Source organism: Leucobacter denitrificans (assembly GCF_014396385.1).
Lineage (GTDB): Bacteria > Actinomycetota > Actinomycetes > Actinomycetales > Microbacteriaceae > Leucobacter > Leucobacter denitrificans.
This window is the reverse complement of sequence record NZ_CP060716.1, coordinates 714864-736144: the sequence shown is the minus strand read 5'-3', so window position 1 is coordinate 736144 and position 21281 is coordinate 714864. Positions and strand designations below refer to the sequence as shown.

The following is a 21281-nucleotide window of genomic DNA, read 5'->3' as shown; positions in this document are numbered from 1 at the left end:
CCTGAATGACGCTCCGCTAGGTCGTTCTACCGATCGACATGATCAGGCCGTATTGGTACGGTGAGAGGCGGAGTATTTCTCTCATTAGAAAAGGTGAAACATGGCGAAGTATCGCGTTCAAAACCCGGCCACAGGCGAGATTGTAGAAACTTTCGAGTCGGCGACCGATGAGCGTGTCGAGGAGCAACTTGCGGCCGCGGATGCGGTGTACCGCGAGTGGCGTGAGCGGAGCGTGCAGGAGCGCGCCGAGGTCGTGAAGCGAGTCGCTGAGATCTTCGCGGAGCGCCGTGAGGAACTCGCCGAGATTATTGCGCTCGAGATGGGCAAGACCATCGCTGAGAGCCTCGACGAAGTGGATTTCGCAACCGACATCATCGAGTACTACGCCGTGTACGGCCCGGGCCTCATCACTGATTACGAGATCCCGTCGACGATCCCGGGCAAGGCAGTCATCGAGCACCTGCCCGTGGGGGTGCTGCTCGGCGTCATGCCGTGGAACTTCCCGTACTACCAGGTCGCGCGTTTCGCAGCGCCGAACCTCGTGCTCGGCAACACGATCCTCTTGAAGCACGCAGACATCTGCGCCCGCTCGAACCTCGTCATCCAGGAGATTATGGAGCAGGCCGGCGTACCCGTGGGCGGTTACCAGGCGCTATTCACCTCGCACGATCAGATCGCGACAATGATCGCCGATCCGCGCGTGCAGGGCGTCTCGCTCACCGGTTCCGAGCGCGCAGGCGCGATCATCGGTGCGCAGGCGGGCACGCACCTGAAGAAGTGCGTGCTCGAGCTCGGTGGTATCGACCCGATGGTGGTGCTCGATTCCGACAATGTGGCTGAGGTTGCGAAGACCGCTTGGGATTTCCGCACGTACAACGTCGGTCAGGTGTGCAACTCGAACAAGCGCCTCATCGTGATGGATGACATTTACGACGAGTTCGTCGCAGAGCTCGTGAAGCTCGCTGATGGGCTCAAGCCCGGCGATCAGCTGAACATTGGTGAGGGGGAGTACGCGCCGATGTCGACCCGTGCTGCCGCTGAGACCGTTGATGCGCAGGTGAAGCAGGCGGTCGCCGAGGGGGCGCGCGTGCTCGCGGGCGGTGTGCTGTCCGACGGCCCTGGTGCGTACTACTCGCCGACCGTGCTCGTCGATGTGCCGCGCGAGTCGCAGTCGTACCGCGAAGAGATGTTCGGCCCGGTTGCGACCGTGTACCGCGTGTCGAGTGACGAAGAGGCACTTGAACTCGCGAACGATTGCGCGCTCGGTCTTGGTGGATCAGTGTTCTCCACAGATGAGGCTCGCGCGGCTCGTGTCGCGTCGAAGCTTGAGGTCGGCATGGCGCATGTGAACACGATTGCTGCTGAGGCTGCTGAGATGCCGTTTGGTGGCGTAAAGCGTTCGGGCTTTGGCCGCGAGATGGGTCCTGTCGGGATTGGCGAGTTCGCGAACAAGCGACTCTACTTCGTCGCCAAGTAACTGCCGTGATCCACACGAGTGAAGGCCCAGGGTGCGAAAGCGCTCTGGGCCTTTGCCGTACCCCTTACTCCATGAGCAATGCGGCGACCGAGGCGCCAAGCTCGGTCGCTCGCTCAAGGTGTGCGTCGTCGACTTCCCCGGTGAATACGAGTGGATCGGCAACCAGGCTCCACCCGTATCCGGTGGTGATCGACTTGATCGCGTTTTCGGCGCCGGTGGTGTCGTAGCCGCCGTGGATCCAGTATGAAAACGGACGCTTTGCAGTGACCTCGTGCGTCGCATTGAACGTCGTATCGAAAAAGTGCTTGAGCGCACCCGAGATGTAACCGAAGTTCGCCGTAGTGCCGAGCAGGTACCCGTCTGCCGAGAGTACATCATCGACGGTGGCCTCAAGTGCCTGGCGTTCGACAATCTCGACGCCCTCGATTGCCTCGTGGTTGGTGCCAGCGAGTACCGCATCGGCGATGCTCTGCACCGCTGGGGTAGGTGAGTGGTGAACAACGAGCAGACGGGTCATGCGATCCAGTGTAGTTCGGGCACTGCGAGGCGGGCATGCCTCCGGCCCGAATGCGCCAGAGTGCGGCGACTAGCCGCGACGCACTAGTCCTCTTCGGGCTTGAACTCGAGCGAGAGCGAGTTCATGCAGTAGCGGTTGCCGGTCGGCGTGCCGAATCCGTCGGGGAAGACGTGGCCCAGGTGGCCGCCGCACTTCGCGCAGCGCACCTCGGTGCGAGTGATGCCGAGCGAGTTGTCTTCGAGCAGCTCAACCGCGTCGTCGCGCACCGACTCGTAGAAACTTGGCCAGCCGCAGTTCGAGTCGAACTTTGTGCCGCTCTTGAAGAGCTCGTTGCCACACGCGGCGCAGGTGTAGAGCCCGGCGCGCTCTTCGTCGAGCAGCTCGCCAGTCCATGCACGTTCAGTGCCGGCTTGGCGAAGTACCGCATACTTTTCCTCACCGAGCTCGGCGCGCCATTCTTCTTCGGTCTTTGAAACTTCGTATGCCATGCCTCAACTCTACGCCCTTGCACTGAGTTGCGAGGACCCGTTGCGTAATCGAGCGCAATAGTGCAGAGCAAGGTCGTAACTACGCGCAACATTGACGCTTGAGCTCCGGCAGTGAGCCTAAGCTGATGGCATGACTGACGCTCGCTCACAATGGAACTATCAGGTACGACTCGGATGGGGATCGAAGGGGCTCGAGCGGCTCGCTGAAGCTGACATTGTGGTGGTCGTAGATGCGATCGGCGCAGACGACGCGCTCGTCGCGCAGGCGGTCGGCCTCGCGCATGGCCCGGCAGTGTTCAGTGGATCGCTTCGCAACGCCACTGCCACAGCAAAAGCTGTGTACAAGGAGCAGCTCGCTCGCGCGGGCCGCACCACCATCAACCTCGTGCTGGCTGGCGACGCGGGGGAGTTTGCGGTCGAGGACTACCTCGCCGCTGGCGCCATCGCTGACGCGCTCACGACGCTCGGGCTCGACCACTCAGCCCCAGACGTGGCGGTAGCAACCGAGGGGTTCCGTGCACTCACGCGCGCGGTGAAGCACCTGTTCCTTGCGAGCGCATCGGGCCTCGAACTCAAAGAGGCGGATCGCCGCGACGAAGTCAAAGCTGCAGCCGAACTCGACTCAGAGGCTGAGCCCGACCGCCGCTCGTAGACCTACGCGACGACCTGGCGCTTCGACGAGATCACGCCGGTGTCGAAGCCTGCGAGGTGCAGCCCACCGTGGAAGCGAGCGTGCTCGATCTTCACGCAGCGATCCATCACCACGTCGAGCCCCGCATCCTCGGCAATTGCAGCGGCTTCCTCATTCCATGAACCGAGCTGCAGCCAGAGCGCCTTCGCGCCGATCTCGACGGCCTCCCGAGCGACGCCGGGCAGGTCCTCATCCTTGCGGAACACGTCAACGATGTCGGGCACGACCGGCAGGTCTGCGAGCGACGCGTAGACGGGCTGACCGAGAATCTCGGTCGCGCGAGGGTTCACGAAGTACACGTCGTACGGTGAGCTCGAGAGCAGGTACGTCGCAACGAAGTAGCTCGCGCGCGAGGGGTTGTTTGACGCGCCGACAATCGCGATCGACTTGGCGCGGCGCAGAATTCCGAGGCGCTCAGGAGCGGTCGGCCCCTGCCAAGTGCGCTCGGCGTGCGCGGGGCCAGACGCGGCAGGCGCGGGCAGCGCGCAAGCGTCGCCCTGGGGTGCAGTAGCGGGGGTGTTCGCGTCGCTCATCGGGTTTCTCCTGTCGCGAGGGTGAGGGCCTGATCCAGATCCCACACGATGTCTTCTGGGTCCTCGATACCGACCGAAATGCGGATCAGGTCAGCAGGCACGCCAGCCTTTTCGAGCTGTTCGTCAGAGAGCTGCTGGTGGGTCGTCGAGCCGGGGTGGATCACGAGCGTACGCGCGTCACCGATGTTCGCGAGGTGGCTCGCGAGCTGCAGCGAGTCGATGAACTTCTCACCGGTTTCGCGCGCCGCCTGCTGGCGTTCGGCGTCAGAGGCAAAGTCACCCGACGGGCGCACGCCGAACGCAAACACCGAACCGGGGCCGAGCGGCAGGTACTTCTGCGCGCGCTCCTGGTGTGGGTGGCCGTCGAGGCCGGCCCACGTGACGAACGAGATACGTGGGTCATCAGCGAGCCACTCAGCAACGATGCGTGCGTTTGCGACGTGCGCGTCGATGCGCTGCGGCAGCGTCTCGACGCCCTGCAGCAGGTTGAACGCAGACTGCGGGCTGAGCGAGGGGCCGATGTCGCGAAGCTGCTCGCTGCGGAGCTTCGTGAGGAAGCCGTACTCGCCGAAGTTGTCCCACCACGAGATGCCGCCGTATGACTCGACCGGCTCGGTCATCGTGGGGAACTTGCCGTTGCCCCAGTTGAAGGTGCCCGCCTCGACGACGACGCCGCCGAGTGTGGTGCCGTGGCCGCCGAGGAACTTGGTGACCGAGTGGATCACGATGTCAGCACCGTACTCGATTGGGCGCACGAGGTACGGGGTCGCGAGGGTCGCATCGACGACGAGCGGAATACCGGCCTCGTGCGCGACGGCTGCGAGCCCCTCGATGTCGGCGATCTCGCCGCCGGGGTTACCGATGACCTCGACGTAGAGCGCCTTGGTGTTCGCGCGAATCTCCTTGCGGAACTCCTCGGGGTCGGCGCTCGCCACGAACGTGGTGTCGACGCCGAAGCGGCGAAGCGTCACGTCGAGTTGGGTGACGGTGCCACCGTAAAGCTGCGCCGATGCGACGATGTGGTCGCCCTGACCGACGAGCGCGGCAAACGTGATGAATTCGGCAGACATGCCGCTCGCGGTCGCGACCGCGCCGATGCCACCCTCGAGCGACGCGATGCGCTCTTCGAGAGCCGCGACGGTCGGGTTGCCGATGCGCGAGTAGATGTTGCCGTACTTCTGCAGGGCGAAGAGGTTCGCTGCGTCTTTCGAGTTGTCGAACACGAACGATGTGGTCTGGTAGATCGGCACGGCCCGGGCGCCTGTGGTCGCGTCGGGGGTGCCTCCAGCGTGGAGGGCTCGGGTGCGGAACCCGAACTGGTGCTCACTCATTTGGTCTCCTTGTCGCGGGCCTCGCGCACGGCTTCGCGCACGCCATCGATGGCCCAGGGGTTTTGCAGGCTGGTGGTATCGCCGAGCGGATCGCCCTGCCACAGCTGCGCAAGCAGCCGTCGCAGAATTTTACCCGAGCGAGTTTTGGGAAGTTCAGGAACCCGCACAATGATCTGCGGTTTCGCGATCGGCCCAATGTCGTGGGCGACCTGGGCGCGAAGCTCGTCGTGTGAGGCGGCGCCGGCCGATCCATCGACGACGAATGCCGCGACCGCTTGGCCAGTGAGCGGATCAAACACGCCGGTCACGCCCGCCTCGCCAACCGCGGGGTGCGAGACCAACGACGATTCAATCTCTATGGTCGAAAGTCGGTGGCCCGAGACGTTCACGACGTCGTCGAGGCGTCCGAGGATCCAGATATACCCGTCGGCGTCTACGGTAGCTCCGTCGCCCGCAACATAGTACGCGCCGTGCTCGCCGTGGCCCGCAAAGGGGGCCCAGTACGAGTCGCGGTAGCGCTCGGGATTACCCCACACGGTGCGGGCCATGCCGGGCCACGGGCGCCTCGCGACGAGCGTTCCTGACCTGCCGGGTTCAACCGGGGTGCCCGACTCGTCAACGACGGCCATGTCGATTCCCGGCAGCGCAACGGTGGCGGAACCCGGTTTGAGCGTTGTGACGCCAGGGAGCGGCACGATCATCGCGGCGCCGGTCTCGGACTGCCACCATGTATCGATTACGGGTGTCTCGTCGCGACCAAAGTTGCGGCGGAACCAGACCCACGCCTCGGGGTTGATTGCCTCGCCGACAGTGCCGAGCAAGCGAATCGACGAGAGGTCGTGGCCGGTCGGCAGGTCATCGCCGAACCAGGTCATAAACGAGCGGATCAGTGTGGGAGCCGTGTAATAGACGGTCACGCCGTAGCGCTCGATGATCTCGAGGTGCCGCTCGCGGTGCGGGGTGTCGGGCGTGCCCTCGTAGATGACCTGGGTGAGGCCGTTCGAGAGCGGGCCGTAGATCTCGTACGTGTGCGCGGTGACCCACGCGAGGTCTGCGGTGCACCAGTGCACGTCGTCGGGTTTCGCATCGAAGTGCGACCAGTGCGCGTAGCTCGCGTGCGTGAGGTATCCGCCGGAAGTGTGCACGAGACCCTTCGGGGTGCCCGTCGTACCCGAGGTGTAGATGATGAAGAGCGGGTGCTCTGAGTCGAACGCCTGCGGAGTGTGCGTGTCTGGTTGCGTGTCGACGGCTTCGTGCCACCAGACGTCGCGGCCCTCGGTCCAGGCGATGTCTTGCCCGGTGCGGCGCACAACGAGTACGTGTTCGAGGTGGGACAGATCCGCCGCTGCGATATCGGCAGCCGACTTCACCTCTACCTGCTTGCCACGGCGATTTTGCCCGTCGGTCGTGACGAGCAACTTTGCGCGGGTGTCTTCGAGTCGGAACCGCACGGCCTCGGCCGAGAATCCGCCGAACACCAGCGAGTGCACCGCGCCGATGCGCGCGCACGCGAGGGTGATGACGACGGTCTCGATGAGCACGGGCAGGTAGATGACAACGCGGTCGCCCGGCCCGATTCCGAGTTGGATGAGCGCGTTCGCGGCCTGGGCCACTCGGCGCTGCAGGTCGGCGTAGCTCACGGTGACGCGGTCGCCGGGTTCGCCCTCAAAGAAGAGCGCCGTTTTATTGCCGCGACCTGCGTCAACGTGACGATCCACACAATTGACAGCGACATTGAGGGTGCCGCCCGCAAACCACGTGGCCTCGGGCACGGTGAGACCGTCGGGGCCTTCGACCGGAGGCGACCACGTGTGCGCAGTGTGCCACGGCGTCACCCAATCGAGTCTGCGCGCGGCGGCCTCCCAGAACGCTACCGGGTCTGCGTTTGCGGTCTCGTAGACTGACGCGTCGACATTCGCCTGGGCGGCGAACGCCGCAGGGGCGGGGTAGGAGCGCGTCTCGACGAGACGGTTCTCGACGAGGCCAGCTTCTGCGGTCACATCCACCTCTTCAGCACAGCCTTCTCGAACACAACGAGAATCGCGTTCGTGATGGTGCCGAGCAGAGCGAGGAGCACGATAGCGAGGAGGATACGGTCGACGCGACCGGTCTGCTGCGAGTCGTTGAGCATCCAGCCGAGACCCATCGAAGCGCCGAGAAGCTCGGCGGCGACGAGGAACAGCCACGCCTGAGCGAGCGCGAGGCGCAGGCCAGACACGACCGATGGCACGACCGCCGGCAGCTGCACGGTGAGGAACAGCGACCAGCCGCGCAGGCCGAACGTGCGGCCGGCCTCGACAATCTGCGGGTTCACGTGGCGCAGCGCGTCGGCGACCGTGGTGTACACGGGGAAGAACGCGCCGATCGCGATCAGCGTGATCTTCGACTCCTCACCAACCTGCAGCCAGAGAATGAGCAGCGGCACCCAGGCCAGCGACGGCACGGCGCGGAGCGCAACGAGCGTGGGAGCGAGGAGCACCCCGCCGATGCGCGAGAGACCAACGATGGCGGCGAATGCGAGTGCGATAAGTGATCCAGCGGCAAAGCCGATGAACACGCGCTGCACCGAGATCGCGATATGCAGCCAGAGCTCGCCGCGCTGCACGAGCTCAATGCCGGCCTCGACGACCGACCACGGCGTCGGAAGCCGGTACGTCGGCACGATGCCAGTCGTCGTGACGTAATGCCAGAGCGCGAGAATGACGAGCGGAACAATAAATCCGCCCGCGATCTTGACCCAAGTAAGCGACCACAGGGGCGCACGCTGCTGCGCCGCCCCTGTGGTCGTGGTTACCCCATCAGTCATTCGGTTGCCTTCAGAGCGAACTCATCGAACACGATCTCAGAGATTGCCTTGTCGAGGGCCTCCTGGCCGCCCGAGACGTCGCCCGACTCGGCGATGATCGGAGCGATCGCGTTGAGCACGTCGACCTGAGCCTGGCCCGGGACGCCCGATACGTCCAGGTTCGAGCGCTCAGCGATGACCTTCTTCGCAACCTCGATGTCGATCGACGCTGCATCAGCAAGCAGCTGCGCAACCTCGTCTGGGTTCTCAGCTGCCCATGCGCGAGCCTCTTCGTAGGCATCGACGACGACCTGTGCGACGTCAGCGTGGTTCTCGATAAAGTCTTCGGTCGCGTTCAAGAAGCCGTAGGTGTTGAAGTCAACGTTGCGGTAGATGAGCTTTGCGCCCGAATCCTGCTCTGCCCCGGCCATGATCGGATCGAGACCGCTCCATGCCTGCACTGATCCACCGGCGAGCAGTGACCAGCCGTCAGCGTGCTGCACGTTCTGCACCTCGACGTCGTCGATCGTGAGGCCTGCCTCTTCGAGCGCCTGGAGGAGGAAGAAGTATGGGTCGGTACCCTTGGTCGCAGCGACCGACTGGCCCTTGAGCTGAGCAACGTCGGTGATCTCGCTGTCTGCGTCAACCACGATCGCCGACCACTCTGGCTGCGAGTAGATGTTGATGACCTTGATGGGCGAGCCATTGGCGCGAGCGAAGAGCGCGGCCGAACCAGCGGTCGAGCCGACGTCAACCGAACCCGAACGGAGCATCTCGTTTGCCTTGTTGCTGCCAGCCGACTGCAGCCACTCGACCTCGACAGTGTCGCCGAGTGCCTCTTCGATGAGGCCCTGGTCCTTGATGACGAGGCTCAGCGGGTTGTAAGTTGCCCAGTCAATCGAGAGCGTGTTGGTCGACCACTCGCTGCCCTCAGCAGGTGCCTCGGATCCGCCACCTTCGCCCTGAACGCATCCTGCCATTGAGAGCGCGAGGAGGCCAGCGACAGCGGTCGCGGTAATCGATCGTGTGGTCTTCTTCGTGATACTCATGCGTTCTCCTTGGTGATGTGTTTGTGAACACCGAGCCCGTCAAGCAGGCCGGTGCGCAGATCGGTGAAAGCACGTGCGCCGCGATCGCGCGGGCGTGTGCCAGGTACAGAGACGAGACGGGCGATCGAGCCGTTTGTAGGTCGGGTTTTTACCGCGGTCTCGTGGGGTGATTCAGAAGTTCGAGCGGATCCCAGCGCGCCAATACCCGAGCTCGAACCGAGGGCCACAACTTTTGCGCGGGGGCGCTCTGGCTCGGCGTCGGTTGCATGCAGATTACGAAGCATGAGCACGCGATCCGCAAGATAGATTGCCTCTTCGACGTCGTGCGTGACGAGCACAATCGTCGTGGGCTGTGCGCGGTGGATCTCAAGCAGCAGGTCGTGCATCTTCAGGCGCGTGAGTGCGTCGAGGGCCCCAAACGGCTCATCGAGCAGCAGCACGCGGGGGCTGCGCGCGAGGGCGCGTGCGAGCGAGGCGCGCTGGGCCATGCCGCCCGAGACCTCCCGCGGACGCTGGTCTGCCGCATGGGTGAGGCCCACGAGCTCGAGGAGCTCGGCGACGCGTTCCTTCGCCTGGCGGCCGCGGGTACCGCGGGGGAGTCCGAGCGCAACGTTCTGCGCGATGGTGCGCCACGGGAGCAGCCGGGGCTCCTGAAACGCGATCGCCGTGTGGTCGTCGTGCGCGCGAATGCGATCCTCATCAATGGTGATCGCGCCCTCAGTCGGGGAGTCGAGCCCGCCAACGAGGCGAAGCAGCGTCGACTTGCCGCAGCCTGACGGGCCGACAATCGCGATGATCTCGCCAGAGTTTACGTCGAGATCGAGGTCGCGCAGAACGGTGCGAGGACCCTCCTGCGTGGAGAAGGTGCGCTCAACGTTCTCGATGCGCACGCGACCCGCGGGCGCGGTCTGCTGTGTCTCGATCGTTTCGGGCATGAGTATAAGCATGCCGGGCCTTTCGCGATTTGTGAAAGTCGGCTGTAACACTCTGACGCATAAGCTCAACTTTGGCGTCAGATAAGCGCAGTTAATTCGGAAGCGCGATCCACATCTGCCCGGGTGCCGATCCACCCACCCCATTTAGCGACCAGGCGAAAATCAAGCATCAGGCTAACGCTCAGCCGAAAATCCTTCGCATGACGCTCGGACTTCGCCTGACGCTCACTGGGGCTGAGTCCGCCCTATCGCTTGAGCACCGCGAGGAGGCGGAAGGGGGTCGCCCGCTCGACGCGCCAGTTCGACGGAAGGAGATCGACGAGTTCGGCGTGCGTGTAGCTGCGGCGAATGCTGCGCAGCCCATCGGTGTAGGCGAAGGTGCCGATGGTGAGGGGTGCCGCGAGCAGCGCGTAGGCGGCGTAGGCGAGGCGGTGTCGCGCAATGTCTGAGTGCACGCAGAGGTGGATCGCGAGCCGCGCCGAGTCCGCGAACAGTTCGGTGAACTCAGAGCCGCTGGGTTCGGCGTCACTGTGTTCTGAGGCGCCGAGATGGTGGATCAGGTGATTCGAGATCACGATGTTGAATCTTGCGCCCTCGGCAACAAGGTCTCTGCTCGTCGCCTGTCGAAAGGTGAGGCCCGAAACGGGGTTCCGCGACTGGTGGGACTGCGCGACCGCGATAGCGGTGGGATCCACATCGATGCCGAGTGCCTCGACCTCGAAACCGTCGCGCCGCGCGAGCCGCACAATGCGCCGAAGTACGTCGCCTCCACCGCAGCCGATGTCTAGGATGCGGATAGGGCGTTGTCTGTAAGCGTGGAGCCGCGTTTGGTTACCAGAACGTATTTGGGGTTCGGGTCGCGCACGCGAGTCGACCTGTCCCTGGCTTTGGAGTTCCGCGAGCACTGGCCGGAGTTGGGAACGGTACGCGCGACCCCATCCGCTCACGAGGCGATTGATCAACCGAAACCGCTCAAGGGTGCGGCGGAGCTCGCGCTTGTCGCAGGCGGGGTTATCCATGAGTTCGGTGAGGCGGGTATCGCGTGTGTCGAGGCTCGCTAGAAATCCCCGCGACGCCGTGTTCAGCCGCTCGTTATCGCTCACACCGCCTACGCCCTCGATACCGTTCACCCCGCCTGCCTGACGAACCGCGCAGCCTCGACCGTCAGCCCGGGCCCGAACGCGAGCCCCGCGACCTGCGCGCCGTCGCGCAGCGAGTCGTCGCGCAGCAGCCGACGCAATATAAACAGCACGGTCGCGCTCGACATGTTGCCGTACTCGCGCAGCACGGCGCGCGAGTGATCCAGAGCGTCATCACGCAACCCGAGACCGGCCTGCGCGCGGTCGAGCACGCTGCGCCCACCCGGGTGCACGGCCCACGCATCGGAGAACTCAATTCCGGGCAGTTGCGCCGCGACGCCCGCGATCTCGCGCCCGATGATGCGCGGCACATTTGCCGTGAGGCGCATCTCGAATCCCTGGTCGCCGACGGTCCAGTCCATGTCGCCCTCACCCTCGTCGGTGATGAAGGTGTTGAATTCGCCGAGTTGGAGCGAGGGGCTCGCGGGCGGGGTTGCGTGGTCGGCACCCACGACGACGGCCGCGGCGGCACCATCGGCGAAGACCGCAGAGGCGACGATCTGCTCGGTGTCGGTCGACGATCGCAGGTGGATCGAGCAAATCTCAGCACACACCACGAGCACGACGGCCGAGGGGTCGGCAGCACAGATCTGCGACGCAGTGCGCAGGGCGGGGAACGCCGCCGAGCACCCCATGAAACCAATGTGCGTGCGTGGGACCGTGGTCGCGAGCCCGAGGTCGCGCACGAGCAGAAAGTCGGGGCCCGGTGAGAAGAACCCGGTGCACGAGGCGGTCACGACGTGGGACACCTCGCCCGGGGTGAACTCGGCCTCCGAGAGGGCGGATCGCGCCGCGTCCGCAAACAGCGCAGGCGCCTCAGCGCGGTAGATCGCGTTTCGCTCGCCGGTCGTGGGTGTGCGAATCACCCCGCTGTCGTCGACGAAGGCGGGGTGCCAGAGCTCTGATCCACTTTGTGCGGATCCACTCTGTGCAGATCCACCGAGCACGGGCTCGCCGGGACCCGATCCACCACCGGCGCCTTGGCCCCCAATGACCGCGTGCCGAGTCTCGATCGCCGAATGGTCGAACGCCGAGTGGATGAGCCGCGCGGCGAGCCGGTCGATGCCGGGTTGCGCGGCGAAGAGGTCTCGTGCCGCGGCCTGGTCGAACGGCGGGCCTGGCACCGCGGTGCCGATCGAGAGTATGCGGGCGGTCATCTCCCTATCGAACACCCCGTGGCGCCCTCAGGGGAACCCCTTGACACAACCCGGCCCCGACCGGTTCACTCGAAACAACTCACAGCACCGGGCCGCGGCCGGGCGCTGCCAAAGGCGGGAGGGCGTTCTTGCAGATCATGCAGGCAATTCCATTCACGCCGCTTGCGGTGCTTGCCTACCTCGCGACCGTCACGGTTGGCACGTTGAGCCTTCGCGGCCGACGCATCAACCGGCGCTGGCACACGGCGCTGTTCGTGGTGACGGCCGCGCTCACCGTGGTCGCGATCGTTGCGGCCGTGCCCGCTCACTGGGTGCGCGCCGCGCTGCTCGTCGTCGCGCTCGTGCCGCTCGCGCTGCTGCCGTTCGTCACCACTCCGGTTCGCAGACACACCGCACGCCACGCGGCGGTCGGCCTGAGCGCGGCGCCCTGTTATCTCGCTGCGCTCGGGGTGTGGATCTCTCACCCGTAACCACCTGAACGCCGACCCACGCTTCCGACCCGCCTCCCGAAAGGAGCCCCCGTGGAATTTCTCGACGCACTGTTCGGCCGTCGCACAACGAACGGACCGTTCTTGCCCGACAAGGTGTCGGAGGATCACCAGCAGTTACTCATCAAGGCGGCGGCCTCGGCGCCGTCGCAGTTCAACAGTCAGCCGTGGCGGTTCGTGGTGATTGAGGATCGCGACACGATCGACACCATCGCGCGCGTGAGCGGCGAGTCGATGACCGCAGTGATCTCTGAGGGCTCGTTCTTCAAGCGCTACCGGCACCACTTCAGGTTTAGCGCAGAGGAGATGGCGGAGCACCGATCGGGCATGTACTTCGACAAGCTGCCCGCAGCTTTGCGCCCGTTCACCAAGGCGGTGTTCACCCCGGCCGGAGTGACCGCGATGCGGGCGCTTCGCGTGCCGCAGACGCTCGGCGAGGAGAACCGCAAGCTTGTCGCGGGGTCGCCGCTGATCTTCGGGGTGATGCTCGACCGTGCTGAGCGCAACGCGCACCCGCTCGCCGATTTCTACTGCCAGTTCAGTCTCGGCGCCGCGATGGAGAACATCTGGCTCACCACCGTCGAACTCGGCATGGGCATTCAGTTCATCTCGTTTCCGATGGAGATGCCCTCGCAGTGGAAACGACTGACCGAGCTGCTCGAGGTGCCCGACGACCTCGAACTCATGGCGCTGTATCGGCTCGGGTACGTGCCTGAGCAGCCGAGTCGCCCGGTCATCGACTGGTCGAGCCGCGAGCGCAAGCCGCCGTCGCAGTTCGTCTTCCGCGAGCGCTGCACGGTGCCGCAAGAAGGATGGGACGAGGCGTAGGGGATTGCGTGGGCAGCGCGACCGCCCGCGATAAGCTCGTACACCATGACGATAGGTGCGACGATCCACACATTCGAGGTTGAACTTTCAGATGTGGATCGCGAGGTCTACGAGCAACTTTCGCTACGTGTCGCCCGGCACCCCTCAGAAACCGACGCCTATATGGTGACCCGTGTGCTCGCTTACCTGCTCGAATACGAGGAGGGCATCGCGTTCGGTGCCGGGGGAGTCTCGTCAACTGATGAACCAGCGCTGCTCGTGCGCGATCTTACCGGGCAGATCACAAAGTGGATCGAAGTGGGTGCACCCGACGCCGCGCGGCTGCACCACGGCTCGAAGCTCGCTGGCTCCGCTGCTGTGTACACACACCGTGACGTCGATCAGCTACTCGGGTCGTGGGCGGGGAAGACGATCCACCGAGCGGAGGGCATCGCCGTGCGAGCATTCGACCGAAGGTTCATCGATGCGGCCGCGGATTCGCTTGAGCGGCGCAACACACTCACCTGCTCAGCCACAGAGGGGCAGTTGTACCTTGTGCTCAACGGCGCCACACTCGAAACCACGATTGACGAGCGCCGCCTCGGGTAATTTTGGCTTCGCGTTGAACTAACTCACTGTTCAGTTGTCGCTTCGGTGCGCTTCTTATCTCGGAGGCGCACCAAAGTGACCACTCAACGGGCGCACAGCACTCGCAAACGCCTAGTGCTCAGCCCACACCCCGAGCTCGTTGCCTGAGGGGTCAGTGAAGTGGAGCCTGCGCCCTCCCGGGAACTCGTATGGCCCCTCTGTAACCTCGCCACCTGCCGCAACGATCGCGGCGGCTGACGCGTCGAGGTTCGCCGAGTACAGCAGCACGAACGGGCCGCCGGTCGGCCGTGGTTTCTCGGCGACCAGTAACCCGCCGACCTCATCGAATCCGCTCGGTCCAAGAATTGCGGCATATGTGGGGCCGTAATCCTTGAAGACCCAGTTGAACGCGTTCGTGTAGAACTGCTTTGCGCGCTCAAGGTCGGTGACCGTTATCTCGACGTAGTTGATGGAATGGTGCTCAGGTACGTGACTCATGCAGAGACACTAACCCGCACGCACCAAGCCACGCTAGAGGTTGCGAATTTCTTTCTCCGGTTGTATCTCGACTCCGACCTCGCCGGTGTCGGTGGATCCGGGCAGCACCTCACGCAGCAGGTCGTCGAGCGTGATGACGCCGAATAAGCGGTTGTCACCCACGACGAGAGCGAGCTGCTCCCTCTGCTTGCGCATCGTGGCGAGCGCGTCGTACGCGGAGTCTTCTGGGGTGAGCACGAGCGGTTGCCGAGCGATGCTCTCGGCACGCGTCTCGGGTGTGATGGTGAGCGTATCTCGCACGTGGGCCACTCGACAGTTCGGGCCGTCACCGACCAGAATGCGGAGGTGACCTGATGTCGCGGCCGCGAGCTGCAAGTCAGCAACGGTCGCGCTCGAAGATACCGAGGTTGGGCGCTGCTCGGTGTTCACGAGGTCACCCATGGTGAGGGCGCCGAGCGCGATGGTGCGCGAGATAGGTTCGGCGAACTGATCGTCGAGCGACCCGGCCGCGCGCGAGTGCGTGACGAGTTGCTGGATCGTGTCCGCATCCTGTCCGCCGGCGGCAGCCTTTTCGACGGGTTCGACGCCTGACGCTTTCACGAGGCGGTTCGCAATGTGGTTGATCCACAATAGGAACGGGCGCAGGGGCCACGTCATCACGCGTGCCGCACCCGCGGTCGCCTTCGCAGCCACCTCGGGATGCGCGATTGCCCACGATTTCGGCGCCATCTCGCCGATGACGAGGTGGAGGAACGTGACGATGATGAGCGCGATCATAAAGGCGGTGATGTCGGCTACGACGTACGGCCAGCCCCACGCGGTGAGTACGGGGGAGAGTGCGTAGTCGAGCGCGGGCTTCGTCACAGCCCCGAGCAAGAAGGTACAGATCGTGATGCCGAGCTGCGCGAACGCGAGCATGACGGTGAGCTCGTTCATGCTGCGCAGCGCAGCTCGCGCGGCCCGGCTCTCATCTGCCTCAGCCTCGAGCCGGTGGCGCCTGGCCGCGAGCAATGCGAACTCGACGATGACGAAGAACGCGCTCGCCACGATCAGAGCGACGGTAATGATGGTGACCATCCACCAGCTCATCGCGTCACCCCCTCGTCCGTAGCATTGCCATCGATGAGCTCAGTCACCGCATCTGCCTCGTCTTCTTCAAACAACTTCACGAGCACCTGCGAGGGCACGTGCCGTTCAACCTCGACCACTTGAATCTCGAGCCAGCGCGTGACCGCGACGCCCTCGACCATTTCTGAGGTGCGCTCGGGCAGATCGATGCGCACGGTGCTGCCCTCGGGCAGCAGGTCGCCGTGTTCGTGGATCAGGAGGCCCGCAATGGTTTCGGCGTCGTCGTGGGGGAGATCGTAGTCGATGATTCGCTCGAGCTCGTCGAGGTGCACGTCGCCCGAGAGCTGCCAGGCGTCGGCCCCGATGTTCACTTCGCCCGTTGACTCTTCGTCGTGCTCGTCCTCGATCTCGCCGATCACTTCTTCGGTGAGGTCTTCGATGGTGAGAATTCCGTCGAAGTTGCCGTACTCATCGACGACGCACACGAGTTCATTGCGGGTCTCGCGCATGCGGAGCAGTGCGGCCGGGAGCAGCATCGCCGTTGGGAGTACGACGGGCTCACGCATCACCTCGGTGACCGGGGTGGCGGGGTCGTAGTTGCCGCGCAAGACGTCGATGAGTTCGACTATGCCAATTGGATCGTCTTGTCCGCCAACCACCGGGTATCGCGTGTGTCCGGTCGACATCATCGAGAGGATCTGGCCCACCGTAGTGCTTGCGGCGACGGCGTCGACGCGGGATCTCGGAACCATCGCGTGCTCAACGTCGCGCTGCGGGAAGTCGAGAATGCGGTCGAACACGATCGACAACTCATCCGGCAGATGACCGCTTCGTCGAGATTCATCAAAGATTGCTTCAAGGTCGCGAGGGGTCGCACTTTCGTCGACGTCTTCGAGCGGTTCGATCCGCACCATGCGAAGAAGCAAATTGGCGGCTTTATCGAAGATGGTGATGAGCCACCCGAACAGCACGAGGTACACCCGGGTCGGCACCGCAAGCGCGCGGGCAAGTGGTTCTGGGCTAGCGATCGCGAGGTTCTTCGGATAGAGCTCGCCAAAGATCATGGTGACGATCGTCGCGAGAATGAGCGCTGCGGTCGTGCCGATGAGCACGGAGACGACCGGGTCGATGCCGACCCCGCCAAGGAGCGTACCGATGGATTCGCCAATGAGCGGCTCGGCAACGTAGCCAATGAGCAGACCCGTCACAGTAATGCCGAGCTGTGCGCCCGAGAGCATGAACGACGTGCGCTTGGTAATTGCGAGCACGCGCTTCGCCTTCGCGTCGCCCTTCTCGGCGAGCGCCGTCATTCGCGAACGGTCAACCGACATGTACGCGAATTCTTGGGCGACGAAGAAGCCGCACGCGACGATGATTGCCAGCGTGAGTAGAATGCCGAGCAGCAGTGTGAGCACCGCGCCGATCACTGAACCCTACCCCCTCTCAAAACGTGAGGGGTCGGTTGTCGACCCTCCTGATCAGAGGACGAACGGGTATGGCGCACGGGATTCCTTCTCGTGGGTCAGTTGTGGTCTCGCTTACCTTATCGACAGTGGTGTTCCCGACAACTTGGAACTCGCTGACAGTTGTCGTTGAACTCACGAGCTCCGCGGCAGCACGGTGTGCACGCGTTCGATGTGCTCACGGAATTCGGCCATGAAGCCCCGGAGAAACTCTTCGGTGTCTGCATTGGTAATGGTGCCGTCGTCTTGGTACACGTCTGGATTGAAATGGATGTACGCCTCGGGTGCGGTCATCTGGCGCGCATTGCAGAACGACATTACGGCGCGCAGCGACTGCTGGGCTACAGCCGTTCCGATAACGCCGATCGACGCACCCGCGACCGCGGTGGGCATGTGGTCGAACGAGTTCTGACCCCATGGCCGCGACGCCCAGTCGATGGCATTCTTGAGCGCGCCGGGAATAGACCGGTTGTACTCGGGCGTCACAAAGAGAATTGCGTCGCTTGCCTCGATCGCCTGCTTGAGCGCCTTGCCCTCGGCCGGGTAGTCGGCGTCGTAATCGGGGCTGTAGAGCGGCAATTGGCGGATCGGGATCTCCGTGAACTCGAGATCATCTGGCGCGACGTTGATGAGCGCCTTCGAGAGGATCCGATTCACCGAGGTGGACGAGAGGCTTCCGACGAAGTAACCAACCTTGTATGACATGACTGCTCCTTGAGTGCTGAACTGCGATGTTGAACGGAGGTGCCTTGCCAGTATCCGCCCGATTTCGCCGGTTGGCTACCCGCTTTCGGTCATGAGCCCCACGTGCTAGACCTGTAGGCATGGCTGACGCGCAAGGGAGTGAGTTTCGGTCGAGTGTTTCGACCCCAACACTCGAGGTCGATGTGCTCGTGATCGGGTGGGGCAAGGGCGGCAAGACTTTCGCCGCCGCGATGGCGTCGCAGGGCAAGACGGTTGCGATGGTCGAGCAGTCCTCCGATATGTATGGCGGCACGTGCATCAACATTGGCTGTGTGCCGACGAAGGCGCTCGTGCACGAGGCGAGTGTGCGGCGACGGGGTGACGATCCACACACGTATTTCACCGAGGCGGTCGAGACGCGCGACCAGCTCATCGCGAAGCTCAACGCGGTGAACTTCGCGATGCTGAATGACCGTGATCTCGTAACCGTCGTTGACGGCCGCGCACGGTTCGTTGCCGAGCGCGAGGTCGAGGTCGAGCCGCGAGGGGGTGGATCTGGCCGCGCCGAACACCTGCGCATCGTCGCCGAAACCGTGGTGATCAACACGGGGGCCGTACCCGTAATGCCCGATCTGCCCGGCGCCGACGGGCCCCGCGTGCACGACTCGACGTCGCTGCAGCATGTGCGCCCGTTCCCGAAGCGACTCGCGATTGTGGGGGCTGGGCCCATCGGGCTCGAATTCGCGTCGATGTTTCAGCAGTTCGGCTCGCAGGTGACGCTTTTGGTGCGAGGCGAGCGGATTCTGCCGCGCGAAGACGCAGATGTCGCAGGCGCGGTCGCGAGCGTGCTCACCGAGAGCGGTATCGAGATTCGCACGAACACCGAACCGACGTCATTCGAAGACGGCGACAGCGAGGTGGTCGTGCGCCTTGACGGTGGATCGGCGCTCGCCGCCGACGCCGTGCTCTTAGCGACGGGGCGCAGGCCCGCAACCGACGACCTGAACCTCGCCGCCGCCGGGGTCGACATTGATGCGCGGGGAGCGGTCGTCGTCGACGACCAGCTGCGCACCACGGCCGCGGGCGTGTACGCAATGGGCGACGTGCGCGGTGGCCTGCAGCAAACATTCATTTCGCTCGACGATTACCGCGTAGTGCTCGATGCGGTGAGTGGATCGGGCGAGCGTCGCGTCAGCGACCGCGTCGGCGTGCCATCGACGGTGTTCATCACCCCGCCGTTCTCGAGCGTCGGTATGACCGAGGGTGAGGCTACCGAGCAGGGGCACCGCGTGAAGACGGCGTTCGCGCAGGTCGTGGACGTGAAGGCGATGCCGAGGCCGAAGACACTGCGTGATGCTCGCGGCATCATCAAGTTCGTCGTCGACGCAGAGACCGACAAAGTGTTCGGCGCCCGGCTCTTCCACGTCGACTCACAAGAGGTCATCAACCTCGTGGCGCTCGCGATGCGGGCCGGGGTGACCGCGAGCGAGTTACGCGACGGCATCTGGACACACCCCTCGTCAACCGAAGCGCTCAACGAGGTGCTCGGGCAGCTGCGCGAGTGATGCGGTAACGGGACTGCACGAATTCGGGAACGTACGAATTCGGGATCGATGAAGGATCGGAGTACATGATGAGTCGGTGGCAGGATCGCAGGGCTCTGACTGTTTCTGGAGCCGCACTCGTCGCCGCGCTTTCGCTCGCGCTCGTCGCGGGTTGCTCGGGCGGCACCGGTGGTGGTTTGTACGGCCCGAGGGTGGCTCCGCCTCAGAACGAAGAGGAGGTGCCCGGCCTCGGCACGGTCGAGGTGATCGCTGAGGGGCTCGAGGTTCCGTGGTCTGTCGCGTTAGTCCCGGCAGACAACACTGGCGACGAAGGCTCAGAAGACTTCACCGCCCTCGTGAGCGAACGAGACACCGCCCGAATCCTCGAAATCGAAGGCGGCGCTAACTCCGACCGCACCACGCGCGAGGTCGCGAGGATCGACGGCGTGACGCCCAGGGGAGAGGGCGGCCTGCTCGGGATTGCGGTGCATGAGGGGTATCTGTACGCCTACTTCACGGCGGCAGACGGCAACCGGGTTGAGCGCTTCGCACTCGAGGGAGACCCAGGCGAGCTGACGCTTGGCGATCCACAAGTGATCATCGACGAGATCCCCGCGGCCGGCAACCACAACGGCGGGCGCATCGCGTTCGGCCCAGACGGCATGCTCTACGTGACCGCGGGCGACGCGGGTGACGCCGGGCTCGCGCAAGACCCCGACTCGCTCGCGGGCAAGATTCTGCGGCTCACCCCAGAGGGCGACGTGCCGCCAGACAATCCAAGCAACGGCTCACCCGTCTTCACCCTCGGGCACCGAAACCCGCAGGGCATCGCGTGGGCGAGCGACGGAACCATGATCGCGAGCGAGTTCGGCCAGAACACCTGGGATGAACTCAACGTCATCGATGCGGGCAACAACTACGGGTGGCCCGAGGTCGAGGGCATCGGCGACGAGGTCGGCTTCGTGGATCCGGTGCAGCAGTGGGCGACGAGCGAGGCGAGCCCGAGCGGCATCGCGACCGCGGGCGACACGGTGTTTGTTGCGAACCTGCGCGGTGAGCGACTGCGGGCGGTGCCGCTGGCAGATCTGGGCACGTCGACCGAGTACTTCGTGGGGGAAAACGGGCGCCTGCGTGATGTGGTGGTGGCTCCCGATGGTGCGCTCTGGGTGCTGACGAACAACACCGATGGGCGGGGCAGCCCGCGCGACGGCGACGACCGCATTCTGCGCATCGAGCTTGAGGGGAGTGATGTCACGCATTCTGGTGACCGGATCGACCGATGGGCTGGGGCGCTCGACCGCCGAGTCGCTGCTTGACGATGGGCACGAGGTGATTCTGCACGCGCGCAATGCGAAGCGGCGCGAGGCAGTGGTGGATCTCTTAGACCGTGGAGCCCAGTGCGTTGTCGGTGACTTCGCGCGCCTCGATGAGGTGAATGACGTTGCGGATCAGGCGCTCGCTCTCGGTCCGATCGACGTCGTGGTGCACAACTGCGGGGTGTGGGAGGGCGCCGACGTACTGAACGTGAACGTGCTCGCGCCCTACATTCTCACGGCGCGCATCACTCCGGTGCGGCGCCTCATCTATCTGAGTAGCGGGCTGCACAAGCAGGGCGTCGCCGACCTTTTGCGCGTCGACTGGAGCGGCGCTCGGCCCATGTCGTACAACGACAGCAAGCTCTTCGTGACGACACTCATGGCGGCGGTCGCTCGGCGTTGGTCTGGCGTGCTCTCGCACGCGGTGGATCCGGGCTGGATGCCCACGCGCATGGGCGGCCCAAAGGCGACCGGTGACATCACGCTCGGCCACGTCACGCAGGCGTGGCTCGCCACTACCAACAACCCAGAGACCCTCGTGAGCGGACGTTACTGGCACTATCAGCAGCTGCGCGAACCGCACCCCGCGGTGCACGACGTTGGGTTTCAGGAGGATCTTCTGAGGTTGCTCAGCGAGGTGACGGGGGTGAAACTTAGCTGATGGTGACGGGCCAAATTTTTCCGACCTTCCCCTTCCAGAAGTTTTTACGTGACGTCGATAGC

The 21281-nt window shown here is 64.4% G+C and carries 22 protein-coding genes; 8 read left to right on the top strand and 14 right to left on the bottom strand.

The window, feature by feature from the left end; all coding sequences use genetic code 11:
- Positions 1-100: 100 nt before the first annotated feature.
- Positions 101-1477 carry an NAD-dependent succinate-semialdehyde dehydrogenase gene (locus H9L06_RS03525; protein ID WP_187555870.1) on the top strand — a complete coding sequence of 459 codons (1377 nt, stop codon included), beginning with the start codon at positions 101-103 and terminating at the stop codon, positions 1475-1477.
- 64 nt (positions 1478-1541) lie between these two features.
- Here the strand turns inward: H9L06_RS03525 and H9L06_RS03520 are convergent, their stop codons facing one another.
- Positions 1542-1994, bottom strand: coding sequence for a flavodoxin family protein (locus tag H9L06_RS03520; RefSeq protein WP_187555869.1), 453 nt, complete (start codon positions 1992-1994; stop codon positions 1542-1544).
- 83 nt (positions 1995-2077) lie between these two features.
- A complete protein-coding gene (msrB, locus tag H9L06_RS03515; RefSeq protein WP_187555868.1) occupies positions 2078-2482 on the bottom strand; it encodes a peptide-methionine (R)-S-oxide reductase MsrB in 405 nt (134 codons plus the stop codon).
- 130 nt (positions 2483-2612) lie between these two features.
- Here msrB and H9L06_RS03510 point away from each other — a divergent pair, with 130 nt between their 5' ends.
- Positions 2613-3134, top strand: coding sequence for a 2-phosphosulfolactate phosphatase (locus tag H9L06_RS03510; protein WP_187555867.1), 522 nt, complete (start codon positions 2613-2615; stop codon positions 3132-3134).
- Positions 3135-3136: 2 nt separating this feature from the next.
- On the opposite strand, the gene H9L06_RS03505 is transcribed toward H9L06_RS03510, so the two are convergent.
- The 8 genes from H9L06_RS03505 to H9L06_RS03470 form a co-directional block, all read right to left on the bottom strand.
- Complete coding sequence (locus H9L06_RS03505) at positions 3137-3706, bottom strand: CoA-binding protein (protein WP_187555866.1); 570 nt, start codon at positions 3704-3706, stop codon at positions 3137-3139.
- Positions 3703-5037 carry an O-acetylhomoserine aminocarboxypropyltransferase/cysteine synthase family protein gene (locus tag H9L06_RS03500; protein WP_187555865.1) on the bottom strand — a complete coding sequence of 445 codons (1335 nt, stop codon included), beginning with the start codon at positions 5035-5037 and terminating at the stop codon, positions 3703-3705. The genes H9L06_RS03505 and H9L06_RS03500 overlap by 4 nt, the downstream gene beginning before the upstream one ends.
- Entirely contained in the window at positions 5034-7043 is a 2010-nt protein-coding gene (gene acs / locus H9L06_RS03495) for an acetate--CoA ligase (protein WP_382336305.1), read from the bottom strand. Before acs ends, H9L06_RS03500 begins: the two co-directional genes overlap by 4 nt.
- Positions 7034-7843 (bottom strand): ABC transporter permease, encoded by an 810-nt coding sequence (locus tag H9L06_RS03490; RefSeq protein ID WP_187555863.1) that lies wholly within the window; start codon positions 7841-7843, stop codon positions 7034-7036. Before H9L06_RS03490 ends, acs begins: the two co-directional genes overlap by 10 nt.
- Positions 7840-8871, bottom strand: coding sequence for an aliphatic sulfonate ABC transporter substrate-binding protein (locus H9L06_RS03485; protein WP_187555862.1), 1032 nt, complete (start codon positions 8869-8871; stop codon positions 7840-7842). Before H9L06_RS03485 ends, H9L06_RS03490 begins: the two co-directional genes overlap by 4 nt.
- The gene (locus H9L06_RS03480; RefSeq protein WP_246454477.1) at positions 8868-9818 is read right to left on the bottom strand and encodes an ABC transporter ATP-binding protein; all 951 of its coding nucleotides are present in this window, start codon (positions 9816-9818) and stop codon (positions 8868-8870) included. Before H9L06_RS03480 ends, H9L06_RS03485 begins: the two co-directional genes overlap by 4 nt.
- Positions 9819-10051: 233 nt before the next feature.
- Entirely contained in the window at positions 10052-10936 is an 885-nt protein-coding gene (locus H9L06_RS03475; RefSeq protein ID WP_246454476.1) for a methyltransferase domain-containing protein, read from the bottom strand.
- Entirely contained in the window at positions 10933-12102 is a 1170-nt protein-coding gene (locus H9L06_RS03470; RefSeq protein WP_187555861.1) for a type III polyketide synthase, read from the bottom strand. The genes H9L06_RS03475 and H9L06_RS03470 overlap by 4 nt, the downstream gene beginning before the upstream one ends.
- Before the next feature lie 128 nt (positions 12103-12230).
- On the opposite strand from H9L06_RS03470, the gene H9L06_RS03465 reads away from it, so the two are divergent.
- Genes H9L06_RS03465 through H9L06_RS03455 form a run of 3 tightly spaced genes read left to right on the top strand, consistent with a single transcriptional unit; the run spans position 12231 to position 14006 of the window.
- Positions 12231-12572: a hypothetical protein gene (locus tag H9L06_RS03465; RefSeq protein WP_187555860.1), complete on the top strand. Its 342-nt coding sequence runs from the start codon at positions 12231-12233 to the stop codon at positions 12570-12572.
- Between the two features lie 51 nt (positions 12573-12623).
- Entirely contained in the window at positions 12624-13418 is a 795-nt protein-coding gene (locus tag H9L06_RS03460; RefSeq protein WP_187555859.1) for a nitroreductase family protein, read from the top strand.
- Between the two features lie 45 nt (positions 13419-13463).
- A complete protein-coding gene (locus H9L06_RS03455) occupies positions 13464-14006 on the top strand; it encodes a YaeQ family protein (RefSeq protein WP_187555858.1) in 543 nt (180 codons plus the stop codon).
- A gap of 111 nt (positions 14007-14117) precedes the next feature.
- On the opposite strand, the gene H9L06_RS03450 is transcribed toward H9L06_RS03455, so the two are convergent.
- The 4 genes from H9L06_RS03450 to H9L06_RS03435 form a co-directional block, all read right to left on the bottom strand.
- Positions 14118-14483: a VOC family protein gene (locus tag H9L06_RS03450; RefSeq protein ID WP_187555857.1), complete on the bottom strand. Its 366-nt coding sequence runs from the start codon at positions 14481-14483 to the stop codon at positions 14118-14120.
- A gap of 33 nt (positions 14484-14516) precedes the next feature.
- The gene (locus H9L06_RS03445; protein ID WP_187555856.1) at positions 14517-15572 is read right to left on the bottom strand and encodes a CNNM domain-containing protein; all 1056 of its coding nucleotides are present in this window, start codon (positions 15570-15572) and stop codon (positions 14517-14519) included.
- Positions 15569-16978, bottom strand: coding sequence for a hemolysin family protein (locus tag H9L06_RS03440; protein WP_187555855.1), 1410 nt, complete (start codon positions 16976-16978; stop codon positions 15569-15571). The genes H9L06_RS03445 and H9L06_RS03440 overlap by 4 nt, the downstream gene beginning before the upstream one ends.
- 171 nt (positions 16979-17149) lie before the next feature.
- Positions 17150-17719: an NADPH-dependent FMN reductase gene (locus H9L06_RS03435; protein WP_187555854.1), complete on the bottom strand. Its 570-nt coding sequence runs from the start codon at positions 17717-17719 to the stop codon at positions 17150-17152.
- A 119-nt stretch (positions 17720-17838) separates the two neighbouring features.
- Here H9L06_RS03435 and H9L06_RS03430 point away from each other — a divergent pair, with 119 nt between their 5' ends.
- From H9L06_RS03430 to H9L06_RS03420, 3 genes are all read left to right on the top strand, one after another.
- The gene (locus H9L06_RS03430) at positions 17839-19263 is read left to right on the top strand and encodes an FAD-dependent oxidoreductase (protein WP_187555853.1); all 1425 of its coding nucleotides are present in this window, start codon (positions 17839-17841) and stop codon (positions 19261-19263) included.
- Positions 19264-19328: 65 nt separating this feature from the next.
- Complete coding sequence (locus tag H9L06_RS03425) at positions 19329-20558, top strand: PQQ-dependent sugar dehydrogenase (RefSeq protein ID WP_246454475.1); 1230 nt, start codon at positions 19329-19331, stop codon at positions 20556-20558.
- On the top strand, positions 20491-21219 hold the full coding sequence (locus tag H9L06_RS03420; RefSeq protein ID WP_187555852.1) for an SDR family NAD(P)-dependent oxidoreductase: 729 nt from the start codon (positions 20491-20493) through the stop codon (positions 21217-21219). Before H9L06_RS03425 ends, H9L06_RS03420 begins: the two co-directional genes overlap by 68 nt.
- The last annotated feature ends 62 nt before the right edge of the window (positions 21220-21281 follow it).